The sequence below is a fragment of the Microbulbifer elongatus genome (genome assembly GCF_021165935.1).
Lineage (GTDB): Bacteria > Pseudomonadota > Gammaproteobacteria > Pseudomonadales > Cellvibrionaceae > Microbulbifer > Microbulbifer elongatus.
In genome coordinates this window covers 3,903,338-3,927,292 of the sequence record NZ_CP088953.1, presented here as the reverse complement: position 1 = coordinate 3,927,292, position 23,955 = coordinate 3,903,338, and the positions used below count along the sequence as shown (strand labels likewise).

Here is a 23,955-nt window from a genome sequence, read left to right as displayed (position 1 = left end):
ATGAATTCCCGTCTGGCCCGCGCGGTTGCCGGTGCAGCACTGACTGTGCTGTGCGCCGCGCCTGTGCAGGCCAAAACGCCCGAAGATCCGAGCGCACTGCATACTGATAACCTTCGCGACCTGTTCTTTGGCGAAGCATTGTTCAATGCGCATCAGGACAGGTATTTCGATGCGATCACCAGGCTGGATACCGAGTTGCAGCAGTTTCGCCTGCTGGATGACCCGGAGCTCGACCCCTTCTCCATGCATTTTGGTCAGGCGGAGTTTGCCGTAGGGGATCTTGAGCTTTCGTACCGGATGCATCTGGAAGCCGGCCGTGCGATGGAACAGGTGCTGCAGGGTGACGTTCCGCAACCTATCAAGAATGAAGCGGCCTATCGCCTGGCCAAGATTCATTACCACAAGCAGCAGTTTGCCAATGCCCTACACGCCCTGGAGCTGATCGAAGGGCGTGTGCCGGAGCGTGTCCGCGCCGATGAACAGTTTCTGCGCGCCCGGGTGTACATGCAATTGGGGCGTTTTGAAGAGGCGGTTGAGCTGTTAAAAGACCTGAAGGGCGAAAAATCCCTCGCGGGGTTTGTGGAGTACAACCTCGGCATCGCGCTATTGAAGGCCGGTGAAACCGAGCGGGGTGTCGTGGAATTGGATGGTCTCGGGCGCAAGGCCGGCCGTGGCGATGCCATGCGCGCTCTGCAGGACAAAACCAACCTGCTGCTCGGTTTCCAGCTGATGGAGGCCGAGGAGTACCAGCGCGCACGCACTTATTTTGACCGCGTGCAGCTGAGTGGGCCCTTTTCCAATCAGGCGCTGCTCGGCGCCGGCTGGGTGGAGGCCAATGCGGGCCGTTACGACCGCGCACTGGTGCCTTGGCAATTGTTGAAGCAGCGCAAATCCACCGATGCGGCGGTGCAGGAAGCCATGCTCGCCGTACCCTATGCGTACGGCAAACTGGAAGTGCACAGTACCGCTGCGGTGAACTATGGCCAGGCTCTGGATCTGTTTGGCAATCAGGTGGACGTACTTACCCGGTCCATCAACAGTATCCGCGAAGGCAAGTTGCTCGAAGCGCTGCGCCGCAAGGAGGCCAGCCAGGTGAAGAACTGGGTGGTAGAGCTGCGCAAGCTGCCGGATGCACCGGAAACCCATTACCTGCTCGACCTGATGGCGTCCAATGACTATCAGGAGTTTCTGCGCAATTACCAGGATCTGAACGACCTGTTCGAACGCAACAAAGACTGGTTGCAAAGTCTCGACGCCTTCGACGAAATTATTGCCCTGCGTCGCAGCTACTACGAACCGATTCTTCCGGGGCTGGATGTACAGTTCCGCCAGATTGACGCGCGCATCAAGATGCGGCTGGAGCAGCGCCAGCGCCTCGCCATGCGGATCGAGAACCTGCTGGTGAACCGTCGCCCCGAGCTTCTCGCGAAAAGCGATGAAACCGAATCCCGCCTGATCCTGCAGCAGATTCGCGACATTCTCGACTACAACCCCAGCCTGCAGAGCGAGGAAACCGAAGATCGCATCGCGCGCCTGGAAGGTGTGCTGAAGTTTCGTCTGTCCCGAGAGTTCGATGATCGACTCACCAAAGCGTACAAAAACCTGCAGGAGCTGGATGAGGTCATCGCGACGCTGCAGGAAAGCTACCAGCGGTATGTGCGTACCCGTCAGGCCGCGACCCACAGTTACGAAGGCTATACCGATCAGATCGCCAGCCTGCGGGCAGGCCTGAACCGGGCCCAGGAGCGTATTGATCAATTGATGTCGCGCCAGGGGCGTATGCTGGAGCAGTTGGCCATCAGTGAACTGGAAGAGCGCCGTGGGCAGCTGGAGAGTTACCAGATTAAAGCGCGCTTTGCCCTGGCCGATAGTTACGACCGGGCCAATGAATTGCAGGAGCGCCGTGCGGATGCGCGCAAGGTTGAAGAGTATCAGCGTCAGGTGGAGCAGATGAAGCAGGCTGCACCGGATTCCCGGAGCGAGCCACTGCCTACGGATAACCCTCCGGAGCTGGAAGCGCCGGCACCAAAAGGGGAGGGCGCGGACAATGAATAAAACGCGTCTCTCGGCCGTATTCAATCATCTGGGGCTGGCAACAGCGGCCTCTGCCGCGTTACTGCTCAGCGCCTGTGCCAGCCACAGTGGCAAGACCATCGGTAGCCTGCAGCGTGTGGATATTGAAATTCAGGAAACCCATATCGAGGGTAGCCTGGAGAAGGCGCTGGCCAGTTACCAGAAATACCTGCAGGAAACCCCGGAGACGGCGCTGACCCCGGAAGCCATCCGCCGTATAGCCGACCTGAAGATCAAGCAGGCCCACCGAGCGGAAGAGGGTATTCTGCCGAGCAGTACCGAGACTCGAATCCTGTCGGCCGAGGAAATCGCTTCGGCCAACCTGAGTGCCCGTAAAAAGACCACTGCGGCCATGGGTGCGCTGGATGCGCCACAGGTGGCCGGGGTTCAGGCATCTGCCGAGGGTACACCAGCTGCTTTGGATAGTGGCACCGCCAGTAGCGGAGAAAGTCAGTCCGATTTCGAAGCCCGTGCCAGTGGTGCAATGGATATCAGCGGCGTTGCCAGTGAAGCGGAAGTTTCCGTGCCCGGCGACGACCCGGATGCCCTGCTGGCGGCCAATGCGCGAGAGGCTATTGCACTGTATAAGAAACTGCTGGTGCAGTACCCGCAATATGAGCGCAATGACCAGGTTATGTACCAGCTGTCCCGCGCATATGAAGAAACCGGTGAGGTGGATGAAGCGGTGGCGGTACTGCGGCAGCTGGTTGCCAAATACCCGGCGTCACGCCATCTGGATGAAGCCTACTTCCGACTCGGTGAATACTACTTTACCCGCAAGAAGTTTCTCGACGCGGAAGAGTCCTATGGCCGGGTGATTGCCATGGGAGAAGTTTCCAGTTTTTATGAGCTGGCGCTGTACAAGCGCGGCTGGGCGCTGTTCAAGCAGGATATGTATGAAATGGCGCTGGACGATTTCGTCCGCATGCTGGATTACAAAGTGGCGCAGGGCTATGACTTCGAGCAGCAGACCAATGAGACGGAGCGCAAGCACGTCGAGGATACCTTCCGCGTCGTCAGTTTGAGTTTCTCCTATCAGGGTGGTGCCGACTCCATTGTGGACTACTTTACCCGCAAGGGCGCGCGAGGGTATGAATCCTACGTGTACAGCCACCTGGGTGAATACTACCTGGATAAGCGTCGTTACCAGGATGCCGCCAAATCCTATGACACCTTTGTGGAGCGCAATCCGTTGCACAAAGTGGCGCCAGACTTTTCCATTCGCGTGATCGAAATTTACCAGAAGGGTGGCTTCCCCCGGCTGGTGCTGGAGGCCAAGAAGGCCTTTGCCAATACCTATGCTCTGGATGCCGAATACTGGACTGTGTTTGAAATTGCGGAATACGCCACGGTAGTGGAATTCCTGCAGACGAATCTGATTGATCTCGCCAGCCACTATCACGCGGCGTACCAGAACGTGAAGCCGAAGGATAAAGAGTTCGCCAAAAAACGCGGCGAAAACTATGTGGAGGCGATTCACTGGTACCGTCGCTACCTCACGTCATTTGCCGATAAAGCCAAAGCGCCGGAAATCAACTATCAGCTGGCGGGGCTGATGCTGGAAAACAAAGACTTCCTGAACGCCGCCCGCGAGTATGAGCGCACCGCCTATCACTACCCGAATCACGCGGCCAATGAGAACACCAGTGAGGCGGGCTATGCTGCGGTATTTGCCTACCGTGAGTATCTGGCCAAAGATCTCGCCGAGGCCAGCAGCGCTGATAAAGTGGCGATCCAGAAGGAAATTATCCGATCCTCTCTGGCTTTTGCTGAAACCTTCCCGCAGCACGCCAAGGCACCGCAGATTCTGCTGGGGGCCGTGGATGATCTGTATAAGCTGAAAAGCTACCCCGAAGCCATCCAGAACGGTCGCCTTCTGCTGGAAAAATTCCCGGGGGCGGATCAGCAGATTCAGCGTTCCGCCTGGTTGCTGGTGGCACATGCGTCCTTTGATACCGAGCTGTACGTGGACGCGGAAGCGGGCTATCGCGCGGCGCTGAACCTGACGGCAACCGATGCCGAAGATCGGGCGGCACTGGTGGACAACCTGGCCGGTGCCATCTATCAGCAGGGCGATCAGGCCCGGAAGGCCGACGATCACCTGGCGGCCGCCGAGCATTTCCTGCGCATTCGCAACGCAGCGCCGGGGGCGACCATTCTCGCCACCGCCGAGTACGACGCCGCAGCGTCTCTGATCCAGCTGGAAAACTGGGCCCGTGCTGCAGAAGTACTGAAGGCCTTCCGCAGTAATCACCCGGAGCACAAACTGCAGAAAGAGGTCACCAAAAAGCTGGCGGTGGTGTATCAGGAGAGCGGCCAACTCCTGTTGGCGGCCGCAGAGTTTGAGCGTATCGAGCGCGAATCGGAAGACGACGATGTACGTCGGGAAGCGCTGACTCAGGCGGCCGATCTATATAGCGCTGCCAAGAGTTATGACAAAGCGCTGACGGTGCTCAACCGCTACGTCAAGCTGTTCCCGCACCCGATGGAGCCGGCACTGGAGACCCGTCAGAAAATTGCTGACATCTATCTCAATACCGGTAACCAGAAAGCCTATTTCAACACCCTGGACGATATTGTCCGTATCGAGCTGCGCGGTGGCGATGAGCGCAACGATCGCACGCGCTACCTGGGCGGTAATGCGGCATTGAAACTGGCGGAGCCCAGGTTCGCCTCGTTTGCGGAGGTCGCACTGGTGGCGCCGCTGGAGCAAAACCTCAATACCAAGCGCGCGCGTATGAAAGCGGCCACGGCAGCCTTCAGTGACCTGATCGACTATCAGGTGGCGGATGTCACCGCGGCGGCCACCTACTATCTCGGCGAAATCTATCTGCATTTCAGCCGCGCCCTGAAGGATTCTGAGCGCCCAACCAACCTCAGCGCACTGGAACTGGAAGAATACGAGCTGGCGCTGGAAGAGCAGATCTATCCGTTCGAAGAGCGCGCTATTTCCGTGCACGAAAAGAACATCGACCTGATGGCTGCGGGCATTTACAACAACTGGGTTGCGAAAAGTATCGGCCAGCTGGCCGGGCTGGTGCCCGCGCGCTACGAGCGCCCCGAGGATGCCGGCAATATCGTAATGACCATCGTGCCAGTACCCGAGGTGGCGGAAGAGAGTACAGAGGGCGCTGACGAAGCGGTGGGTGAAGAACTCGGTGAAACAAAGGAACCGTCAAGCCCGATGAAGCCGGAGCCTGCAGTCATCGCAGAAAATACCACTGAGGAGGGGCAGGGTTGATGGAAACTGTCTGCAATATGCGCCGGGTTGTAGGAGCTGCGCTGTGTGGTGCCATGCTGCTACTCGGTGCCTGTGCCAGTGGTCCACAAACCTCCAGTCGGCCGGTGGACCCGATGAATGTAAAAGTCTCCGGCGGTGTCAATCGGGACTTTACCCAGGCCGTGGAGCTTCTGCAGGGCGAGCGCTACCCTGAGGCCATTGAACTGTTGCAGTCGGTTGTCGAACGCGAACAGCGCCTGTCTGCACCCTATGTAAACCTTGGAATTGCGTATTTCAAAACTGGTGACGAGAAGCACGCAGAGGAATCCTTCCTGGAGGCACTGCGCGCAGCTCCACTGGATCCCGTTGCCAGTAGTGAACTGGGTGTACTTTATCGTCATCAGGGGCGTTTCGATGAAGCCAGAAAAACCTACAGTGAAGCACTGCAGGCGCATCCGGACAGTCTGCCCCTGATCAAGAATCTCGGCATTCTGTGTGACCTCTATCTTCAGGATGTGAATTGTGCACTCGCACAATTTGAGCAGTACCTGAAATATGAACCTGAAGATCGCAAGGTTGCCATCTGGGTGGCCGACCTCAAGCGGAGAGCGAATTGATGAGTAGCGTACGGCAATTCCTGCTGCTATTTCCTGTATTGCTGGGCTCCCTCGCCGCTGTCGCCCAGGAAGAGAGTGAGAAGAAAGTGGATACCGAAGTGAAAGAGCTTTCCGGTATTTCCATTATCGGCAATGAGGAGGCGCCCAAGTCTCTTTATATTGTCCCCTGGAAGAGTTCCGAAGTAGGAGTGGAGAGCGGGCTCAATTCCAGCCTGCTGGACCCACGTCTGCAGCCACTGGACAAAGAAGTTTTCTCTAGGGAGCTTGAGTTCTACGAACTTAGCCTCCCGGAGGATTGAGCGTCGCAGTAATGCGGGGCTTGAAAATACACACAAAGTAAAAACCTGAAGGCAAAGCGGAAGTACCCGCGGACCCGAGAAAGAAAACCAAGAGGATAAGTGATGGATTTCTTTAACAGCGTAATCGCGTTTTTTCAGACTGGTGGTGCATTCATGTACCCCATTCTGGTGGTATTCGCGCTCGGCGCCGCGGTAGCCATTGAGCGCTATGTTCGCCTCATTTATGAGCGTCACACCAACCGCGCGGTCTGGGAAAAACTGCAGCCTGTGCTCAAAACCGGTGACTTCGATCGCGCCCGCAACCTGGTCAAAGACGACAATACCGGCGTGGGCCGTCTCCTCGCCATGGGGCTCGAGCGTCAGGGCGCTGTACGGCGTCGTGAAGATATCGAGATCGCCATGGAAGAAAGCATCATGGAGACCATTCCGCAGCTGGAAAAGCGCACCCCCTATGTGGCGCTTGGCTCCAATATTGCTACGCTGCTCGGCCTGCTCGGTACCATTATGGGTCTGATTGAAGCCTTTACGGCGGTAGCCAATGCCAACCCGGCGGAAAAGGCCGACCTGCTCTCCGCCAGTATTTCTGTTGCGATGAACACCACCGCGTTCGGTCTGATGGTCGGTATTGCGCTGCTGATCGTTCATGCGCTGCTGAACTCCCTGACCGGACAGATCGTCGACAGCCTGGAAATGGTTTCCGTCAAGGCTCTGAATATCATGTCTTCCGGTACCCGTCGCCGCAGTGAATCTGCGAAAGACGCGCCGGCAGAAAAGCCGGTGAACCGTGATATCGAACAGACCAAACAGGCACAAGAGGCGGAAGCAGCGGATGCCGATGACGACGCCGATACTGAAGCAAGCTCCGACAACAGCGCCAAACCGGAATCTGCGTAATGAGAAGCAGGCGTCACAGTAGAGCCAAAGAAGCGCCGGAACTGGACATCACCGCCTTCCTGAACTTGATGGTGGTACTGGTGCCGTTCCTGCTGGTTTCTGCGGTGTTTTCCCGAGTGACCATTCTCGAGCTGAATATGCCAACCGGCGCCGGTGGCGCATCGGAAGACCCTGGCGTATCCCTTGAGGTGGTGGTTCGAAAAGATGTGCTGGAAATCAGCGATGGCGAAAAGGTCCTCGCCCGTTTCCCGAACCTGAACCAGCAGGAGGGCGAGGTCGAGCAGGCCGAGGGCGAGGGTGAAGTCCCGGTGGACGAGAATGGCCTGCCGGTTATTCCCCCAACGGATGAGGTCTACGATCTGGCTCAGTTGCGGGAGTACCTGCTGCGAATCAAGGAGACCTATCCGGATAAAACCGACTCCACCCTGTTGATGGAACCGGATGTGGCTTATGAACACCTTGTGGGGGTCATGGACACCGTGCGCAGTGCGGAGGTTATGCCGGTACCGGAAGACGGTAGTGCACCGGATCCGGATGCAACACCTGAGAAGATGGAACTCTTTCCCGATATTTCCCTGGGGGATGCGCCGTGAAACGTGAAAGTAGACGCATGAAGCGCATGGCGCGAAGCCGCAAGCGCAAGACGCCGGGAATGAATCTCACCTCGCTGATGGACGTATTTACCATCCTGGTGTTCTTCCTGCTGACCAACAGCTCCAGTAACGAAGCCATTGAGGCGCCCAAAGTCATCACCCTGCCGGACTCGGTGGTGGAATCGAAGCCCCGTGAGACCGTTACCCTGATGGTGACGCACGATGAGGTGTTGATCGAGGCCAAGCCCGTGATGACCACAGAAGAGTTGTTCCAGAGTGAGACACTGGTCATCGAGGCGATTCAGCAGGCCATGATTGCCGAAGTGGGCAAAGCCATGACTATGGCTGACAGTGAGCTGGAAGAAGCCAAGGCCGCACTGGCCGAGCGCGCCGCCGCAGGGGAAGACGTAACCGCCGAGGCCGCGGCGCTACTGGCGGAACCGCCGGAAGTGAACATTCTTGCGGACCGTACGGTGCCGTTCAGCATTCTGAAAAAGGTTATGTCCAGCTGTACCAACGCCGGATACACACGAATTTCCCTGGCGGTGATTCAAAAAGCATCTCAGAGTTAGTGAGCGTTTGTGAATAATTTTCATCAACAAAAACAGGCACTGACCGCAAAGCAGGAAGCGGTTCGCCAACAGCTGGAGGCGCTTCAGGCGGAGTGCGACCAGGTTGATGGCAAGCTGGAAGCGCTGCACCGGGATGAAGCCAAGCATCAGCTGCTGGACGAGATTTCAGATCGTCTTGGCAAGCTGGAGGAGGCCGGTGCCGGTGACCTGTTCTGGGCGGAGCACTATAAGCAGGACGCGTCCAAGGCGTTGATCCATCGCCTGCAGAAAACCGTCAGCATCTATCACGCCAACATGAACCTGTTGCAGGAGCGTAAGCAAAAGCTGCAGGAGCAGATCGAAGACTGTCGTGATGATTTGTTTGATCTGGATGCTGAATTCCGCGAGATTCGTCAGGCGGAAGAGGATGTCCATTACGAGTATGAAGTCACCCGGGAGCTGGAGCAGTCCGCCTTCCGCGATGGCACCATGCCGTGGAATACCAATGGCGAGGATGAGCGTCGATTCCGCATCAGCCTGCTTGCGTGTTTGTTTCTGGCCTTCTTCCTCGGTTTCGGTGTGCATATCTGGCAGCTGCCGGAGCCCGATGAAAACGAAGTGGTGGAAGTGCCCGAGCGTCTGGCCAAGCTGGTACTGGAGAAGAAAAAGCCCAAGCCCAAGCCGCCAGAGCAGACGGTGAAGAAGCCGGAAGAGAAGAAGAAAGAGCCTGAAAAACCGAAGCAGGAAGTGGCGAAGGAAGAACCCAAGCCATCGAATGTGGAGAAAAAGCAGGTACGGAAGAAAGTCGAGCGCGCGGGTCTGCTGGCATTCAAGGACAATTTCCAGGATCTGATCGAAGACGATCTGGATAATCGTCTGGGCAAACAGACGCAGCTCAGTACTGCCGGCAAGCAGGAGAACCGCAGTCAGCGCTCACTGATCACTTCGGCAGCCAAGACTGGCTCCGATGGCATCAATACCGCAGCCCTCAGCCGCGATGCCGGTGGCGTGGGCACGGCCCTGGACGGTGTCAGCTTTTCGCGGGTATCCAGTGGTATCGGTACCGAAGGTGATTTCGCCGGCGAAGAGCGCCCGCTCAGCGAAGGTGTTGGTCCATCTCGTACCGACGAAGAGATCCAGATCGTATTCGACCGTTACAAGTCGGCGCTCTACCGGATCTACAACCGCGAACTGCGTAATAACCCGGCGCTGCAGGGCAAGATGGTGCTGAAAATCACCATCGAACCGGACGGCACCGTATCTCTGGCCTCTGTCGAGAGCAGCGATATGGACTCGCCCACCCTCGACAGCAAAATTGTTGCGCGCGTGAAGCGGTTCAACTTCGGGCCCAAGGAAGGTGTACCCACCATCACCATCCTGTATCCGATCGACTTCCTGCCGGCAGCGTAGAAAGTGGATCAAAAAACAACCGCCCGGATACTGCACCGGGTGGTTGTTTTGTTGCTCTCGCAGCGACTTCCTTCCGTTCTTAAGAATCTACGTGAGCTTTACTTGAGAACTGTTTGGCAAACGTAGAAAAAGTTCCCCTCCTGGCGCAGCAATTTTGACTTGCTTCACGGTGCCGACTCTCCCCTTCCCATAAAGTTCCGCGACCGGCTCCTTCCCCGGTGCTGTCGCCTGTGCGGCAGTTGGCAAAAATAAAACTGACTGGCAGCGGAAAGCAATGAAGTCTGAAGTAACAGGGCGAAAATCTTTCAAAAATGCAATTGCGGCAATCGCGCAATCCGTGCGGCTGTGGCTGTCAGTTTTGCTACTGGCTTCAATATCCGGCGAGGTGTGGGCGGCGCCGACCAATTATTGTGTGGCGAACCCCGGTGCACCCGAGCAGTTGGTGAATATCCAGCGAGGAAGGGGCAATACATACTGTGATCTCTGTGGTTACGGTTTTATCGAGGTGGACATCACCAACCCGTACCGTGCCGGTAATGACGACTTTGCGTATAACACGTCCGGGCTCCAACAGACTCGGGAGGAGGAGCAAAGAGGGTCCTGGTTTGATCGCGAGTATCGCCGCCGCTCCGGTAACTATTACACCTATTCCAGTAACGGGGATTATGGCTCTGCCAACCCCAATATGAACTTTGACAACAGCAATGGTCTGGTTGTCCGTATCCCAGTTGATGCCGGTATACGGCTGTACACCGGTGTCAATGTCACGGTCACCGGGGCGGTAAGCAGTGGTAATGTTGGCAGCGTGAGCGAATCCCAGGTCGGGGGTAGCTGGGAGATCCGGATCGGGGGGCTGCCCACCCTGCCGGACGGCAATAGCCCCACCATGACGGTGCGAATCCCCATCCATCGTCCTCTCGTTTCCCCCACTAATGGCCCGGAGCAACTGGATGATGAAGGGGATTTTATCGGCGGTGTTACCGCCGAGCTGAATTATGTAACCACGGATAGCTGTACCTCGGGTGGGCAGGCGAAGCGCGCTCCGACCAACAGTGGCACTTGTCCCACTAATTGGACTAATTGGACGGCGTGGGATAATCCTGCGCCGTCATACCCCGGCTATCCGGGATACGCAGATAACTGTACCCCAGATACCCCTGCGGATATCAGCGACTTCAATCGCGATCTGGATAGCACCGATCGAATCTATATCAACAAGCCGTTTGTGCAGGTAGACAAGCAGGGCTGGAACTACGACGCCGGCCAGCGCGAGAACACGCGCAGCGACACCGTTTATGGCCACAGCGATGACGATATCGTGTGGCGCCTCAATATCACCAATAACGGCACCAATGCCCGTGCGCCTTTACAGGACCTGCGAATCGACGATGTGCTGTCTCGTGCGGATGTCGCCAACGTGCATTACGTCTGCCCCAGTGTCTCAGAGGCCAACGACATCGCAGCCAATGACGGTGTGCCGAGCGGCCCCACAAGCTGTATTGCCACCGATAACCTGACCGGTAGAGTACTCGATAACTGGGATGTGGCACCGCCATTTGGCGAAGGTGACAATATTCCTTCGCCCTATGCGGGAACCGTGGAGGCGGAAACACCGGGGTCGTCCAGTGGCACCATCGATATCGCCGAAGACGACTCGATCAATCTTTATCTGGTGGGCAAGTTACAGGGCAGCGCGTCCTGTCGTAATGGTGCACCGCTGATCAACAGTCTTGAAAATGTGCAGTTCGGCTGTGCGGTACAGACACCGCCCGGTGGTATCGACCCCGGTCTAGGTGAGGAAACGTCCGAGCTCCGTACCTGGTACGGCCAGGGTTCTGTTGCCGGTGGCGCAACCGCGCTGGAAGTGGAGCGCACGCTGACCGGTATTGATGGCAGTGCCACCGTGGGTATGCGCGGCCTGATGACCATCACTCTGTCCAACCAGAGTGGTGGTACCGTCTGGTTTGACAATGGCATGGCCTATCATATTCGCGACCAGCTGCCGGAAGGTTACGTACTGGACCCGAGTTATGCGCCGCAATTACTCCGTCCCACAGGGAATAACGGTTATACACAGGGTTCACTGTACGGACAGTATGACGGCCGGGTGGATCGCCTGGAGTGGGTCAACCCGGCAAACGGTGTCGATACCGTTGATACCGGCAATCATACCGACTATCTGTTGAATACCGCCCCGGAATTCAAGCTCTCCAGTTCGACCCAGTATACGGAGAGCAATCCTGCCGGTGACTATAACGGCGGTAAAACCTATCGCGATCTGATGCGCCACGGTGACGTGGTGGTGATCCGCTTTGCCATTATTCACAAAGATCCCCAGCACTTTGACCGCGCTGCCGATCTGGATGTGGTTCCCGAGAGCTCCAGCGTAGACCTGTTCCAGCGCCCGGAACCCACCGATCCGCCCGCACTTTCCTCGAGCCTGCAGAACACTCTCGAGGTGGAATTCAAAACACTGTGTAACTCCCAGGGCGTTCAGGAATACGACCTTACCGGCAACGGTGTCAGCAGCAGTCCGGCGGATAATACCGCTGGCACAAGCATAGAGTTCAACCCGGAAGACATCGATGTCGAAATCCTCGATCAGTCATTTATTGTTACCAATGACCCGGAGCAGACTACACCGCTGCGTGTGCGCGCCACCAATAACGGCGGGGTAAACGCCCGTGATGCCAGTGTGTTCATCAGTTTTGGACCCACCCTCGAAGTAGTGACGGTGGATGAGCAGAATGGCAATTGGCAGTGTGATATCACAAACGTCAGTGGCGCACCGGTACCCCAGCCTAACCCGTATAAAACCTGGGTGGTGAATCCACCGGGGGATCCAACCAAACTGCACTTGCCGCTGACCACCACCGGCACGGTCTACCGCTGCTACGCGGATCACAGTAACCCGCTGAATCGTGTACTCGCCCCCGGTGCTGGTAATGCGGTCGAGTTCCACTTCGAGGTGCGTAAGGCGTCAGACCCGGCGCGGATTTTAGAAGACGATGTCACCTTCCGTGTGGATGCAATCGGTGAGATCTGGACCGTGGGTAGCCTGGACCTGGCTGACCCCACCGTGAGCATGAGCAATTCCGGTGGTAACACCAATAACCGGGCTGTACAGAGCTACACAACCACCAATACCCCAACGGCAATCAACAATGATCAGCCCCTGTGGTTCCCGCAGCCGGGCAATGCCAGCCAGAACAATGCGCGCAGCGACGGCGAGGTAGATCGTGGCAATCTGTATTCTCTGGACGCCAACTGGTCCCGCGGTATTGGCTTTAACCTGCTGAAAGATCAGGTAGCCTGGAGTGCCACCGGCGGCGATATTTCTGCGCTGAATGGCGTGATACCCACACTGGGGGAATGTAACGAGGCCAGTCCGGCAACACGAAATGCGGCACTGCCGGATAGTGCCATGTCCGACGGCTACCCCAATTTTGCCCGCAAGCAGCGGGAGCTGGTGCAGATTGGTGAGGAATGTACCAATCGCATCCAGACCGGTGGCTGGTTTGGCTTCAAGTCCCGCGGCTTCTCGTTTATTGGTGTGAGCAAGGTTCTGGTAGAGGATGAGGTCGAAGACGGGCTCGCGTATATCTCCAATACCGAACCTCAAACCGGCCTGCAGATTGCCGGTGCCACCTCGACACCCAATCAGCCCAATAAGGGCCCACTGGACGAAGGGATTTTTGGCTGGTACTTCAGCGGTAATCAGCCTGGTAGTGACGGACGCAATGATTACATTACCACCATCGACCAGTGGTTCCATGTCAACGCGACCACCCGGGTACAGAACAAGGCCATCAATGACCGCAACGCACCCAATGTGCAGGGCGCTGACCGCAACAACATCCTGAATTCCAGCTTCGAAGCGGCCTACCACAATGAAAATACCGGTGAGGACGAGTACTTCGATTTTGGCAGCAATATCGTAGGTTACCCCTGGGAGCGTATTCGCCGTGTCGATGTGGTGGTGACCGAGCCCGAAATCACCCCAACCAAAGCCTATTGTGAAGCGGGCAGCTTCAATACGGCCACCGGCGACTGTTCCGGTGGCTGGCAGCAAAACCTGACCGGTGCCGATACATCCCGCGACTACATTGTGCGTCTGCGGCTAGTCAACGCCAACGAGACCAATGGCGAGCCCAATGCCCCGGCCTACGACTTTGTGGTAACCGATACCGTGCCGGACCTGCTGGTTGTAGTGGACCCCGCCAGCGATGGTATTGACAACGACGGCGACGGGCTGATCGATGAAGACGGCGAGCACCTGAGCCTGATTGAGAACACACCCAATGACGGTGTGGATGCAACCCTGGTGTTTTCCCACTCACACAGTGATACCGGCGCGCCTGTGGGTAGTGCGGCCAACAATGGCCTACGCCGTCTGAATGGCGGTACGGGTAGTTCGGAAGATGATCGCAGTCTAAACCTTTACTACAAGGTCAATCCGGATGAGCGGATCGCGCCCAACCAGACACTGCAGAGCGGATACCTGATCGATTACGACACCCTCGAAGGTGGTGATGCGAGCGATCGCAATGAATTTGGTAACCAGACCGTAGAACTGCGCGGAAATGGCGATATTGGCGGTGCCCGGGTGTACAGCGCCGGCCCCGCCGATGCGTCGATTACCTTTATTACGCCGGCGGTTGAGCCCAAAGAAATTACTGCGCTGTCCGAGACGATTCTCGGTGAAATGATTGGCGGTTATCAGGCGGTCAAAATCGGTGAGGAAATTGAATACACCCTCACCGGTCAACTGCCTTATCAACAACTGCGCGGACTGGTGGTGAGCGATACCTTGCCGACCGGTCTCACCTGTGTCGACGCTCCGGCAATCGATCTGAATGCCCCTCCCTATGCGGCAGCGGGCTTCCGTCGCCCGGATCTCAGTCCGGTGCCGATTATTACCCCGGTGTGCAGTGGCACCCAGGTGTCCTGGGATTTTGGTGATGTCACGCTGACCACGCCGGGCTCCGAGTCACTGTTCAGTTTCCCGGTCAGTTTTATCGCCCGTGTGGATAACATTCCTTCCAACAATAATGGCGAAGGCAATAGTGGCACTGTGCTGGAAAATGGCAGCGGTGATTCCGCCTATCTGCGCTACGCCGATGCCATGGGGAATGAGACCGAACTCAGCTTTGGCAGCGTGGCGGTGCGGGTCACCGAGCCGGCGCTGCAACTGGATAAAAGCTGGACCGATCCTCGGGATGCCGGTGACGAAGTGACCGTCACACTCGAGGCAACCAATAATGGCTCCGCTGCACTTTACAACCTGCGTATTCTGGAAGATCTGGTCGACAGCGAAATGACCTTTATTGCCGGCAGCGTGACCGGCTCCGATCCTCCCCTGGTGGATACCGATGCGTTCGGGGAGAACCAGCCGGTATTTGTCTGGGAACCGGAAAACCCGCTGCTTCCTGGTGAATCCCTCGAATTTACCTTCCAGGTGCGGGTGGACGACAGTGCGCAACCCCAACAGCAGCTGGAGAATACAGCGCACGCCGCATGGACGTCGCTGCCCACACGCAGTACCGCACTGAACCCCATTGATCAGAACAGTGGCTCGGCGCGTACCGGCCAGATCGGTGCCAATGGTGCAGCGGACGGTATGCGTATTGGTGAGCTACCTCTGGAAACCGGTGCCGACGCGGTCAACGATTACAGTCTCGACAGTAATCGGGTCACTGCCGATCTTGATCCTGTCACCCTGGATAAACAGGACCTGACACCGGGTGTGCTGCCGGAGATCGGTGCGCACAAGCAATTCCAGATCACCATCGACCTGCCGGAAGGTACTACGCACGACCTACAACTGCGCGATCTGCTGGACAGCGGCAGTACCAGTTATGTGCTGACCCGCGATGGCAATTACGATGTAAGTTACACCTTCACCGGCATTGTCAGTATTGATGGCAACACGGCTCTGGGTGAGAGCGCATTCCGCGCACCGGCACCGGCGGATGGCGCCAGTGGTGTGATCCTGTGGGATATCGGCACCGTGCTTACCGAGTCGGAAAGTGATTTGCCAGCTGCAGGTGCAATCAACCCGCAGATCGTTATCACCTATTTTGCGCGGATCAACAATGACACCAGTACTGGCACCGATAGCGGTGAGGGCAGCAGCCTGCAAAACGGTGCGGAACTGCGCTACCAGCACGGCGAATCTCTTACCACGGTCATAGAGACTGCCGATACACCGGCGATCACCGTAACGGAGTCGGCGCTCGATGCCACAAAAGACGTAACCCAGATTACCCCGGGGCAGCTGACCCGCGGCGCGGTGCTGGAATACGTGGTAACGCTGACCAATAACGGCAATGCCACCGCCTACGATCTAAATCTGGTGGACAGCCTGCCGGAGCAGCTGGACTGGGACAGCAGCTTTACTCCGACCGTTACCATCGGCGGTAGCCCTGTGGGTGGATTTGAAGCAACGCCGGATACCAGCACCGAAAATACTCTGATCTGGGGGCGCGGCAACGCCGATGGTTCCCTGGATCTGCCTGCCGGTCAACAGCTGGTACTGATCTATCGGGCGACTGTGGCGGCCAACGGTGGCCCCTTCACCAACGAGATCACGGCGGACTGGACTTCCCTGCAGGACGACGTTGCGTCCAACAGTGACTACGAGCGTACCGGTGCAGACTGCCCGGCGGCGCCAAACGACTATTGCCTCACGGCCAGCGAAACCACCGACGCCGCCGCGGAAGACAATACCGCGCTGATCAAGGCGTTTGAGTCCGACAGTTGGGTGCTGCATGGCAGCGATGCGAGCGATGCCCAGCTTCGCGTGGGCGATACCGTGGACTATCGTCTGACCCTGACACTGAACGAAAGCGTCACGGCCAATGTGGCCATTGCCGATACGCTGCCCGTCGGGTTGGAGTTTGTCGAATTAGTCAGTGTTAATGGACAGACCAGCGCACCGTTTGAGAATACCGGTGCCTTCACTCACGGCCCGCTTACCACCAGTCTGGCCGGTGACGCCAGCGCGGGACAGGTTTTGACACTCGCCCTCGGTGACGTGGACGCCGTGGATGGTGACGATAGCAACAATGATTTCGCTATTGTGTATCGCGCCCGTGTGGTGGCTGATGTGTTAGCGCATCAGGATGTACTCGGTCCCCTGAACAACCAGGCGGAACTGAGCTTCGATGCCTACGATGGCTCTACCGTAACGCTGCCTGCGGCAACTGCCTCGATTGCGGTCCACCAACCGGTGCTGAGTCCACTGGTAAAAACCGACACACTGAGTGGGCGCACTGGCAGTGGCACACAGGTTGATCCGTACCTGGTGGTACTGGCGTCAGACACCATGCAGTTCCAGTTGCAGTCCTGTAACCAGGGCGATGCCCCGGCGTACAATGTGCAGCTCACCGATACGCTGGCCCCGCAACTGGATGAGACAGCATTGTCGGATGCCAGTGTCTTCACCGTGGCCATTGATGGTACGGCCACCAGTGCATTTACGTTTAGCGGGCAACCGGTCAGCGGAGGCAGCTTTACACTGACCCTGAACGACGACGAACCGCTGTTGCCCGACCAATGTCTGACGGTGGATTACAGCATCGGCTTCCACGCGGATATTGGCACCAGCGAACTGTTCAACAACAGTGCCAGTGTTGATACCTACTGGTCGCTGCCAGGAGCAACGGGCCAGCAATATAACGACGGCACCGTCGCGTCTGTGTGGATGCAGAATCCCAGCAACGCGATGCCGCCGGAAAAAGTGCTGGTCACTGCACCCACCGCCGCCATCGGTGAAGAGGTGCGCTACCGCATTACTATCCCGGAAGACAATATTGCCCGTACAGACGTCACCCTGACGGATTCTCTGGCACCTCAGTTCGATTTTGTCAGTGCCACATTGAGTATCAACGGGGGCACTGCCAGTGCATTGCTGAATACAGGTAATGACACCGACCTGAGTTTCGACCTCGGCACACTCCAGGCGGGTCAGACCGCGCAGATCGAGCTTCTGCTGCGGGTGACCAACAGCGCCGATAGTAATGCCGGAGACAGTGTGATCAACCAGGCCAGCTACAGCACCGGTGGGGTTACCTACACCAGTGCGGCCACCGATCCGCTGACCATCGTCGAACCGCAGGTTGCGCTGCAGAAAGAAGTACTGGCTCCGCCGGTGGATATTTCTGCGGGCACCGTGCTGGATTACCGCCTGAGCATGACCGAAGTGGGGAACGGAAATTCCGCCGCCGCCTACGACCTGGTTGTGACCGATGTACTGGACCCCGGGCTGGAATATGTCGCCGGCTCGGCGAGTGCCGGAGAGCCGGTGATCAGCGGTGATGCCGCCAGTGGTTTCACCCTGCAGTGGAACCTGACCAGTATCGCTGCAGGCGACAGCCTGAATCTGGACTATCAGGCAGTAGTACGGGACGACGCTCGCCCCGGTCAGGTTCTGAATAACGCCGCGGAAGTGCGCTGGACCAGTGTCGCCGGTGACTCCGACTGGGAGCGTGACGGCAGTGAAACACCCGCGTTCAACGACTATTTCAGTAGCGCCACTGCCGCGGTGACCCTGTCTGACAACACCAGCCTGGATAAACAGCTGTTCAGCGATACCTTCGACGGTACCGGCAGTGTCCGCGTGGGTGACCGCGCGCGCTTCGCCGTGACTGCGACCCTGCAGAAAGGTACATACCCCGACGTGGTGATTACCGATACTCTGCCGACTGGGCTGGTATTTGAAAGCGTGATCAGTGCGGACTTCTTCGGCACGGATGAAACCGCTTCGGTGGCGAGTGCAGCGACGGTGAATGGTGCCGAGGTTGCGTTCAATCTGGGCGACGTAATCAACCCGGCAAGTGCCGCCAGCGATACCCTGCAGATTGTCTACGAAGTCCGTGTACAAAATGGCAGTGTCCTGGCGCAATTACCAAGCAGGCAGGCACTGGAAAACGCGGTCGCACTGGATTATGCGCTGCCTTCGGGGCCGGCCAACACCATCAATGCGCAGGCGACCGTAGAAGCGATTCAGCCCCTGCTTGCCATCAGTCGCGTAGACGTTGCCACCGCGATCGGTGGTGATGCGGAAATCACCGTGGGTGAGGAGGCCACCTTTACGGTCGAAATCACCAACAACGGCGAGGCGCCAGCCTACGACCTGCAGATTCAGGATCTGCTGCCAGAGGGGCTGCGCAACGGTGGCGGTGTCACCACGCAAAGTATCGAGTTACTGGGAAGTGGCAGTCTGCCGGTACGCATGCCAAGTTTTGATGCGACCACCGGTGTTGCGCTCTGGGATCTCGACGACAGTGACGTCTACACCATTCCGGTGGGTGAAACGCTGCGCCTGGTGTACACGGTTACCGCGGACGACACCCTGGGTGCCGGGCTTGCGCTGGGCAATGGTGTGACCCTGCCGGTTTACTACTCCTTCGATAACAACGTGGTTCCCACCAATGGTCTGGCAGAGGAGCGGCAGGATTACCGGCTCGACGAGGCGGTGAGCGTCGCCCTGACTACCCCGCTGCCGGCTGCTCTGGATAAAGCGATCACCCAGCCCGAGGCGGCCATTGGCGAGCAGTTCGCTTACCGGATCACCGTACCCGCGACTCCGGCGGACACCGCGCTGTATGGAGTGCAGGTCATTGACGATCTGACGGCATCTGCCGCGGATTTGCGATTGATCTCGGTGAACAAAGTCAGCGGCTCCGGTAGCTGGACACCGGAAAACATCGGTAGCGACACCGAACTGCAAATTGTGGATAGCGTCGATGGGATTGATATCCCGGCCGGCGAGCAGATTGAGCTGGAACTCATTGTGGAGGTGCTCGACACCGCAACCAATGTAGCCGGCCTGACGTTTACCAATACCGCCAGTTACCGCTTCAGTACATTTGACGGCGATCTGGATCTGCTCGCGGATACCTCGCCGGAAATGACGCTGGTCGAGCCTGAGCTTACCTTGGAGAAATCCGGCCCGGAGATTCTGCACGCGGGGATTGCCGGCGAGTTTATCCTCAGCATCAATAACATCGGTGATAGTGCCGCCTGGGATACCACTGTGGTCGACCTGTTGCCGGATGTGGAGCAGGGCGGTATGTGTGCCCGGCCGCCGGAAGTGGATACGATCCAGATTTTCGATGCGGACACCGACACCCTGGTACGCGCACTTACCGCAGATACCGACTTCCAGTCCGTATTTGAGGAGTGCACGCTGACCATCACCACCACAGGTGTGGCCATTGAGCCGAGCCAGCGTATGTCGATCGAGTATCGCGCGTGGCTGGACGAGGACACCGCTGGCGACCAGACCCTGGTCAATGTGGCGGCGGCACAGTGGTTCAGTCAGGGTGATGATCGCGAGAATCGTCGCGCCTATGGCGCACTGCCAACCGATGGCACCCCGGATGTGCTCGACCACGAAGATGCGCACGCTCTGGTATCTCAGAGTGCGACCCTGAAGATGCTGAAAGAGGTGGAAAATATCACCACCGGCGAGGCACCCGCTGAGAAAGCGAGCCCCGGGGATACTCTGCGCTACACCATTACCGTCAGCAATGTCAGTGAAATTCCGCTGGCAGAATTTGCCATCGAGGATGCGCTCGGCACGCTGAATACACAGCAGGTCTTTACCCCGGGTACCCTGACGGTCATCGATACCCCGGTAGATGCTGTGAATAACAGTGATGCAGCCGGCGGCGGTGCGGCCAGTGGCTTGCTGCGCATCGACGGACTCAGCCTCGCTCAACAGGGAGAGACCGGTGACAGTGTTCGCGTAACTTTCGACGTGCAATTGGCGGCGGTGATCGACAGCGGCACTGCGGTGCTCAATCAGTCGCGGGTGCTCGCTTACGGCCAGCAGTTGGCGGTGAGTGATGATCCAAACATTGATGGTGAGGCAGATCCGGAAGCGCCGGGCGCTGAAAACCCCACCCAGGTCATCATCGAATCCGCCCCGGTCTTCAAGGTGGAAAAAATCTCCGAAGACATGACCGGTGAACCGGACAGCCTGGTGCCGGGCGACACCCTGCGCTACACCCTGCGGGTAGAAAATATCGGTAACGAGAACATGGTAGAGGCGACCCTGCGCGATCAGGTGCCCGCCAATACCACCTACGTTGCCGGTTCGACCACGCTGAACGGTGTTGCTCTGGACGATATCGATGGCAGTACGCCACTGGCGCAGACCCTGATCATCCAGTCTCCGGGTGCGGAAGCCGGTCAGCTGATGGCCGATCCGGCGGCGTCTGGTGCCCAGGCGGCATTGATTACCTTTGATGTCACCATCAATGACGTCAACGATGGCACGGTGATTTCCAACCAGGGCTTCGCCAACGGTGCCGGTGCGGGCGTCGATGCGGGTGGCGAAAATATGCCGTTGGACGAGAAGCCGTCCGACGACCCCACCACCGAAGTCGCCGACGATCCGACCATCGATATCGTCGGTAATGTGCCGCTGATCCGCGCACAGAAAACCGTGGAGCTGGTGGTGGATAACATGACCGCCGGTATCGTCGACCCGGAAGACGTGCTGCGCTACACCATTACCGTCAGCAACATGGGCGGTAAGGATGCCACCGAGGCGCGCTTTGTGGATCTGGTGCCGGAACACACGACCTACGTTGCCGGCAGTACCATGCTCAATGGTGTTTCCGTCGCGGATGATGGGGAAGATTCACCGCTGATTTCCGGTATCGCGATCAGTACAGACGACCTGACTCCACCGCTGCCAGCGGAAGGTGAAGGTGTTCTGACCACCGCGCAAACCGCCACCATCGTGTTCGATGTCATGGTCAACGCCGATACCGAGCGCGGCACCATCATCAGCAACCAGGGCAATGTGTACAGTCTCGAACTGCCGCTGACCCTGACCGATGCGGATGGCAACAGCAGCAATGGTGCCCAGCCCACTGAGGTGGTGGTCGGTGATGCCCAGCAGCTTTCCATCACCAAGGAAGTGGCGGTTGTTGGCGGCGGCGCGGCGGAGTCCGGCAAGGTGCTGGAATACATCGTCCGCGTTACCAACATCAGCGCCGTGCCCGCGAGCCTGGTGAGTATCTACGACGATCTGTTGGTCGCCGGTGAGGGTGTGCTGACGTACGTGGAAGATTCCGCACGTCTGAACGGCCAGCCGGATGGCGTAATGGTCGATGGCCCGCTGATCACCGTGGACTACAGCACCAATTACGGAGGCCTGCAGCCCCAGGAAACCATCACCCTGCGCTTTGAAGCCAAGCTGGGTGAAAACCTGGCCATGGGGTACCCGGTGGTGAACACTGCGCAGGTGAAGTGGAATGATCCCGCAATGTATAACGAAGCCACCGTGTCGATCGATATCGGTGGTACCCCGGGGATTGCGAACCTTTCCGGTTACCTCTGGCACGATGTCAACTTCAGTGAAACGGCGGATGCGGAAGAGCAGCTGCTGGTGAACTGGAACGTGGAGCTGTACTTCAACAATGCCCTGCTGGAAACCGTCCAGAGCGATGACAACGGCTACTTCGTTTTCGATGGCCTGGTGCCGAATATGGACGGTGCGGACATGGCCGGTGCCAGCTATGAGTTGCGCTATCTTGCCCCCAATGCAGGGGATAACACGGCGTCACTGGGTACCGCCAGCTCCGATTACACCAACGGCCCGCAGCAGATTCAGAATATCTATGTGGAGTCCGGGGCCAACCCGCAGAACCTGAATCTGCCGATTACGCCCAACGGTGTGATTTATGATTCCGTGCTGCGTGCACCGGTCAACGGCGCGCGCGTGCGTATGTTGGGTGCATCCAGTGGGCAGCCGCTGCCGGATAGCTGTTTTGACGATGCCAAGCAGCAGAATCAGGTCACCCTCACCGGTGGCTTCTACAAGTTCGACGTGAACTTCAGTAGTGCGGCCTGTGCGGTCAACGGGGATTACCTGATCGAAGTGGATGTGCCGAATGAGGACTATGTGTCCGGGCCGTCCCAGATCATTCCGCCGCAGACTGGCGTGGACACCGGCAGCTTTGATGTGGCCGCCTGTATCGGCAGCGCCGCAGACATGATCCCGGGTACCCCGGATCACTGTGAGGTGCAGCTGTCGATTCTGCCTCCGCCGATCGACGCCGACGCCCGCAGTAGCGAGACGGACTACTACCTGCGACTGAATCTGGACGATTCCAATCAGCCCGGTAGTAGCCAGCTGTTCAATAACCACATTGCACTGGACCCGCAACTGGAAGGCGCACTTGCACTGACCAAGACCGCGGCCATGTTGAATGTGACACGCAGCCAGCTGGTGCCCTACACCATCACCTTCAGCAACTCGCTGCCGGTGCCTCTGACCGACCTGCAACTGGTGGATTATTTCCCTGCGGGCTTCAAGTACGTGGCTGGTTCCGCAAACCTGGACGGGATGCCCGTGGAGCCGCAGGTGAACGGACTGCAGTTGCAGTGGCCGCACCTGCGTGCCGAGCCGGAGCAGACGCACAGCATGAAACTACTGCTGGTGGTGGGCTCCGGTGTGGGCGAAGGGGAGTACGTCAACCGTGCACGGATGTTTAACGAACTTTCCGGTCAGCAGACCTCCGGTGAGGCATCGGCCACCGTGCGTGTGGTACCGGACCCGACCTTTGACTGTACCGATGTCATCGGCAAGGTCTTCGACGATACCAACCTGAACGGTTATCAGGATCCGGGTGAGGGTGGTGTACCCGGGGCCCGTGTGGTGACCGCCAATGGTCTCAAGGCGACCGCCGATGCCCACGGGCGCTTCCACATTACCTGTGCGGCGGTGCCAAATCCGGATCGCGGTTCCAACTTCGTGCTGAAGCTGGACGATCGCAGCCTGCCAAGCGGTTACCGCTTGACCACGGAAAACCCGCGGGTTCAGCGTGCCACCCGAGGCAAAGTGCTCGAGTTCAACTTCGGTACCAGCCTGCACCGGGTAGTGCGCCTGGATCTGGCAGAGGCGGTGTTCGAACCGGGGTCCACCGAGCTGCGTCCGCAGTGGCAGTCCCGCACCGAGCTGTTGCTGGAGCGCCTGGAAGAGGCTCCATCGCTGTTGCGACTGTCCTACCTGGCGGAGAACGAAGATCCGGCACTGGTGGAAGCGCGACTGGAGACCATCAAGGCGCGCATCGCCGAGGATTGGGCGGCACTGGATTGCTGCTACCCGCTGAATATCGAAACCGAAATTTTCTGGCGCCGTGGTGCGCCGCCCGAGCGTGGCAATGTGCTGGACGGGTTCAAACGCAGTATTAACCGCATGATCGGAAGTGAAGATCAGGGAGGTGTCCGGTGATGTTCCGTCCTTCAAAATTAGCCCGTGTCATCGCCAAAAACTGG

The 23,955-nt window shown here is 58.1% G+C and carries 9 protein-coding genes; all 9 read left to right on the top strand.

The genetic code is table 11. The features are described 5' to 3' along the window. The 9 genes from LRR79_RS16175 to LRR79_RS16135 all read left to right on the top strand — a co-directional run bounded on the left by LRR79_RS16175 (position 1) and on the right by LRR79_RS16135 (position 23,911). Positions 1-2,055 (top strand): tetratricopeptide repeat protein, encoded by a 2,055-nt coding sequence (locus tag LRR79_RS16175; RefSeq protein WP_231758195.1) that lies wholly within the window; start codon positions 1-3, stop codon positions 2,053-2,055. Then, positions 2,048-5,314 carry a tetratricopeptide repeat protein gene (locus LRR79_RS16170; RefSeq protein ID WP_231758194.1) on the top strand — a complete coding sequence of 1,089 codons (3,267 nt, stop codon included), beginning with the start codon at positions 2,048-2,050 and terminating at the stop codon, positions 5,312-5,314. The genes LRR79_RS16175 and LRR79_RS16170 overlap by 8 nt, the downstream gene beginning before the upstream one ends. Beyond that, entirely contained in the window at positions 5,314-5,910 is a 597-nt protein-coding gene (locus LRR79_RS16165) for a tetratricopeptide repeat protein (protein ID WP_231758193.1), read from the top strand. Before LRR79_RS16170 ends, LRR79_RS16165 begins: the two co-directional genes overlap by 1 nt. Next, a complete protein-coding gene (locus LRR79_RS16160) occupies positions 5,910-6,209 on the top strand; it encodes a hypothetical protein (RefSeq protein ID WP_231758192.1) in 300 nt (99 codons plus the stop codon). Before LRR79_RS16165 ends, LRR79_RS16160 begins: the two co-directional genes overlap by 1 nt. A 102-nt stretch (positions 6,210-6,311) precedes the next feature. Then, entirely contained in the window at positions 6,312-7,103 is a 792-nt protein-coding gene (locus LRR79_RS16155; protein ID WP_231758191.1) for a MotA/TolQ/ExbB proton channel family protein, read from the top strand. Beyond that, positions 7,103-7,696 (top strand): ExbD/TolR family protein, encoded by a 594-nt coding sequence (locus LRR79_RS16150; RefSeq protein ID WP_231758190.1) that lies wholly within the window; start codon positions 7,103-7,105, stop codon positions 7,694-7,696. Before LRR79_RS16155 ends, LRR79_RS16150 begins: the two co-directional genes overlap by 1 nt. Continuing rightward, positions 7,693-8,268, top strand: a complete 576-nt coding sequence (locus tag LRR79_RS16145; protein ID WP_231758189.1) for an ExbD/TolR family protein — start codon at positions 7,693-7,695, stop codon at positions 8,266-8,268. The genes LRR79_RS16150 and LRR79_RS16145 overlap by 4 nt, the downstream gene beginning before the upstream one ends. Before the next feature lie 9 nt (positions 8,269-8,277). After that, positions 8,278-9,657 (top strand): TonB family protein, encoded by a 1,380-nt coding sequence (locus LRR79_RS16140; protein ID WP_231758188.1) that lies wholly within the window; start codon positions 8,278-8,280, stop codon positions 9,655-9,657. Between the two features lie 274 nt (positions 9,658-9,931). Beyond that, a complete protein-coding gene (locus tag LRR79_RS16135) occupies positions 9,932-23,911 on the top strand; it encodes an isopeptide-forming domain-containing fimbrial protein (protein WP_231758187.1) in 13,980 nt (4,659 codons plus the stop codon). The last annotated feature ends 44 nt before the right edge of the window (positions 23,912-23,955 follow it).

Coding starts and splice junctions, on each gene's coding strand:
- LRR79_RS16150 (WP_231758190.1), top strand. CDS start 7,103: ATGAGAAGCAGGCGTCACAGTAGAGCCAAAGAAGCGCCGGAACTGGAC.
- LRR79_RS16170 (WP_231758194.1), top strand. CDS start 2,048: ATGAATAAAACGCGTCTCTCGGCCGTATTCAATCATCTGGGGCTGGCA.
- LRR79_RS16175 (WP_231758195.1), top strand. CDS start 1: ATGAATTCCCGTCTGGCCCGCGCGGTTGCCGGTGCAGCACTGACTGTG.
- LRR79_RS16135 (WP_231758187.1), top strand. CDS start 9,932: ATGAAGTCTGAAGTAACAGGGCGAAAATCTTTCAAAAATGCAATTGCG.
- LRR79_RS16160 (WP_231758192.1), top strand. CDS start 5,910: ATGAGTAGCGTACGGCAATTCCTGCTGCTATTTCCTGTATTGCTGGGC.
- LRR79_RS16155 (WP_231758191.1), top strand. CDS start 6,312: ATGGATTTCTTTAACAGCGTAATCGCGTTTTTTCAGACTGGTGGTGCA.
- LRR79_RS16165 (WP_231758193.1), top strand. CDS start 5,314: ATGGAAACTGTCTGCAATATGCGCCGGGTTGTAGGAGCTGCGCTGTGT.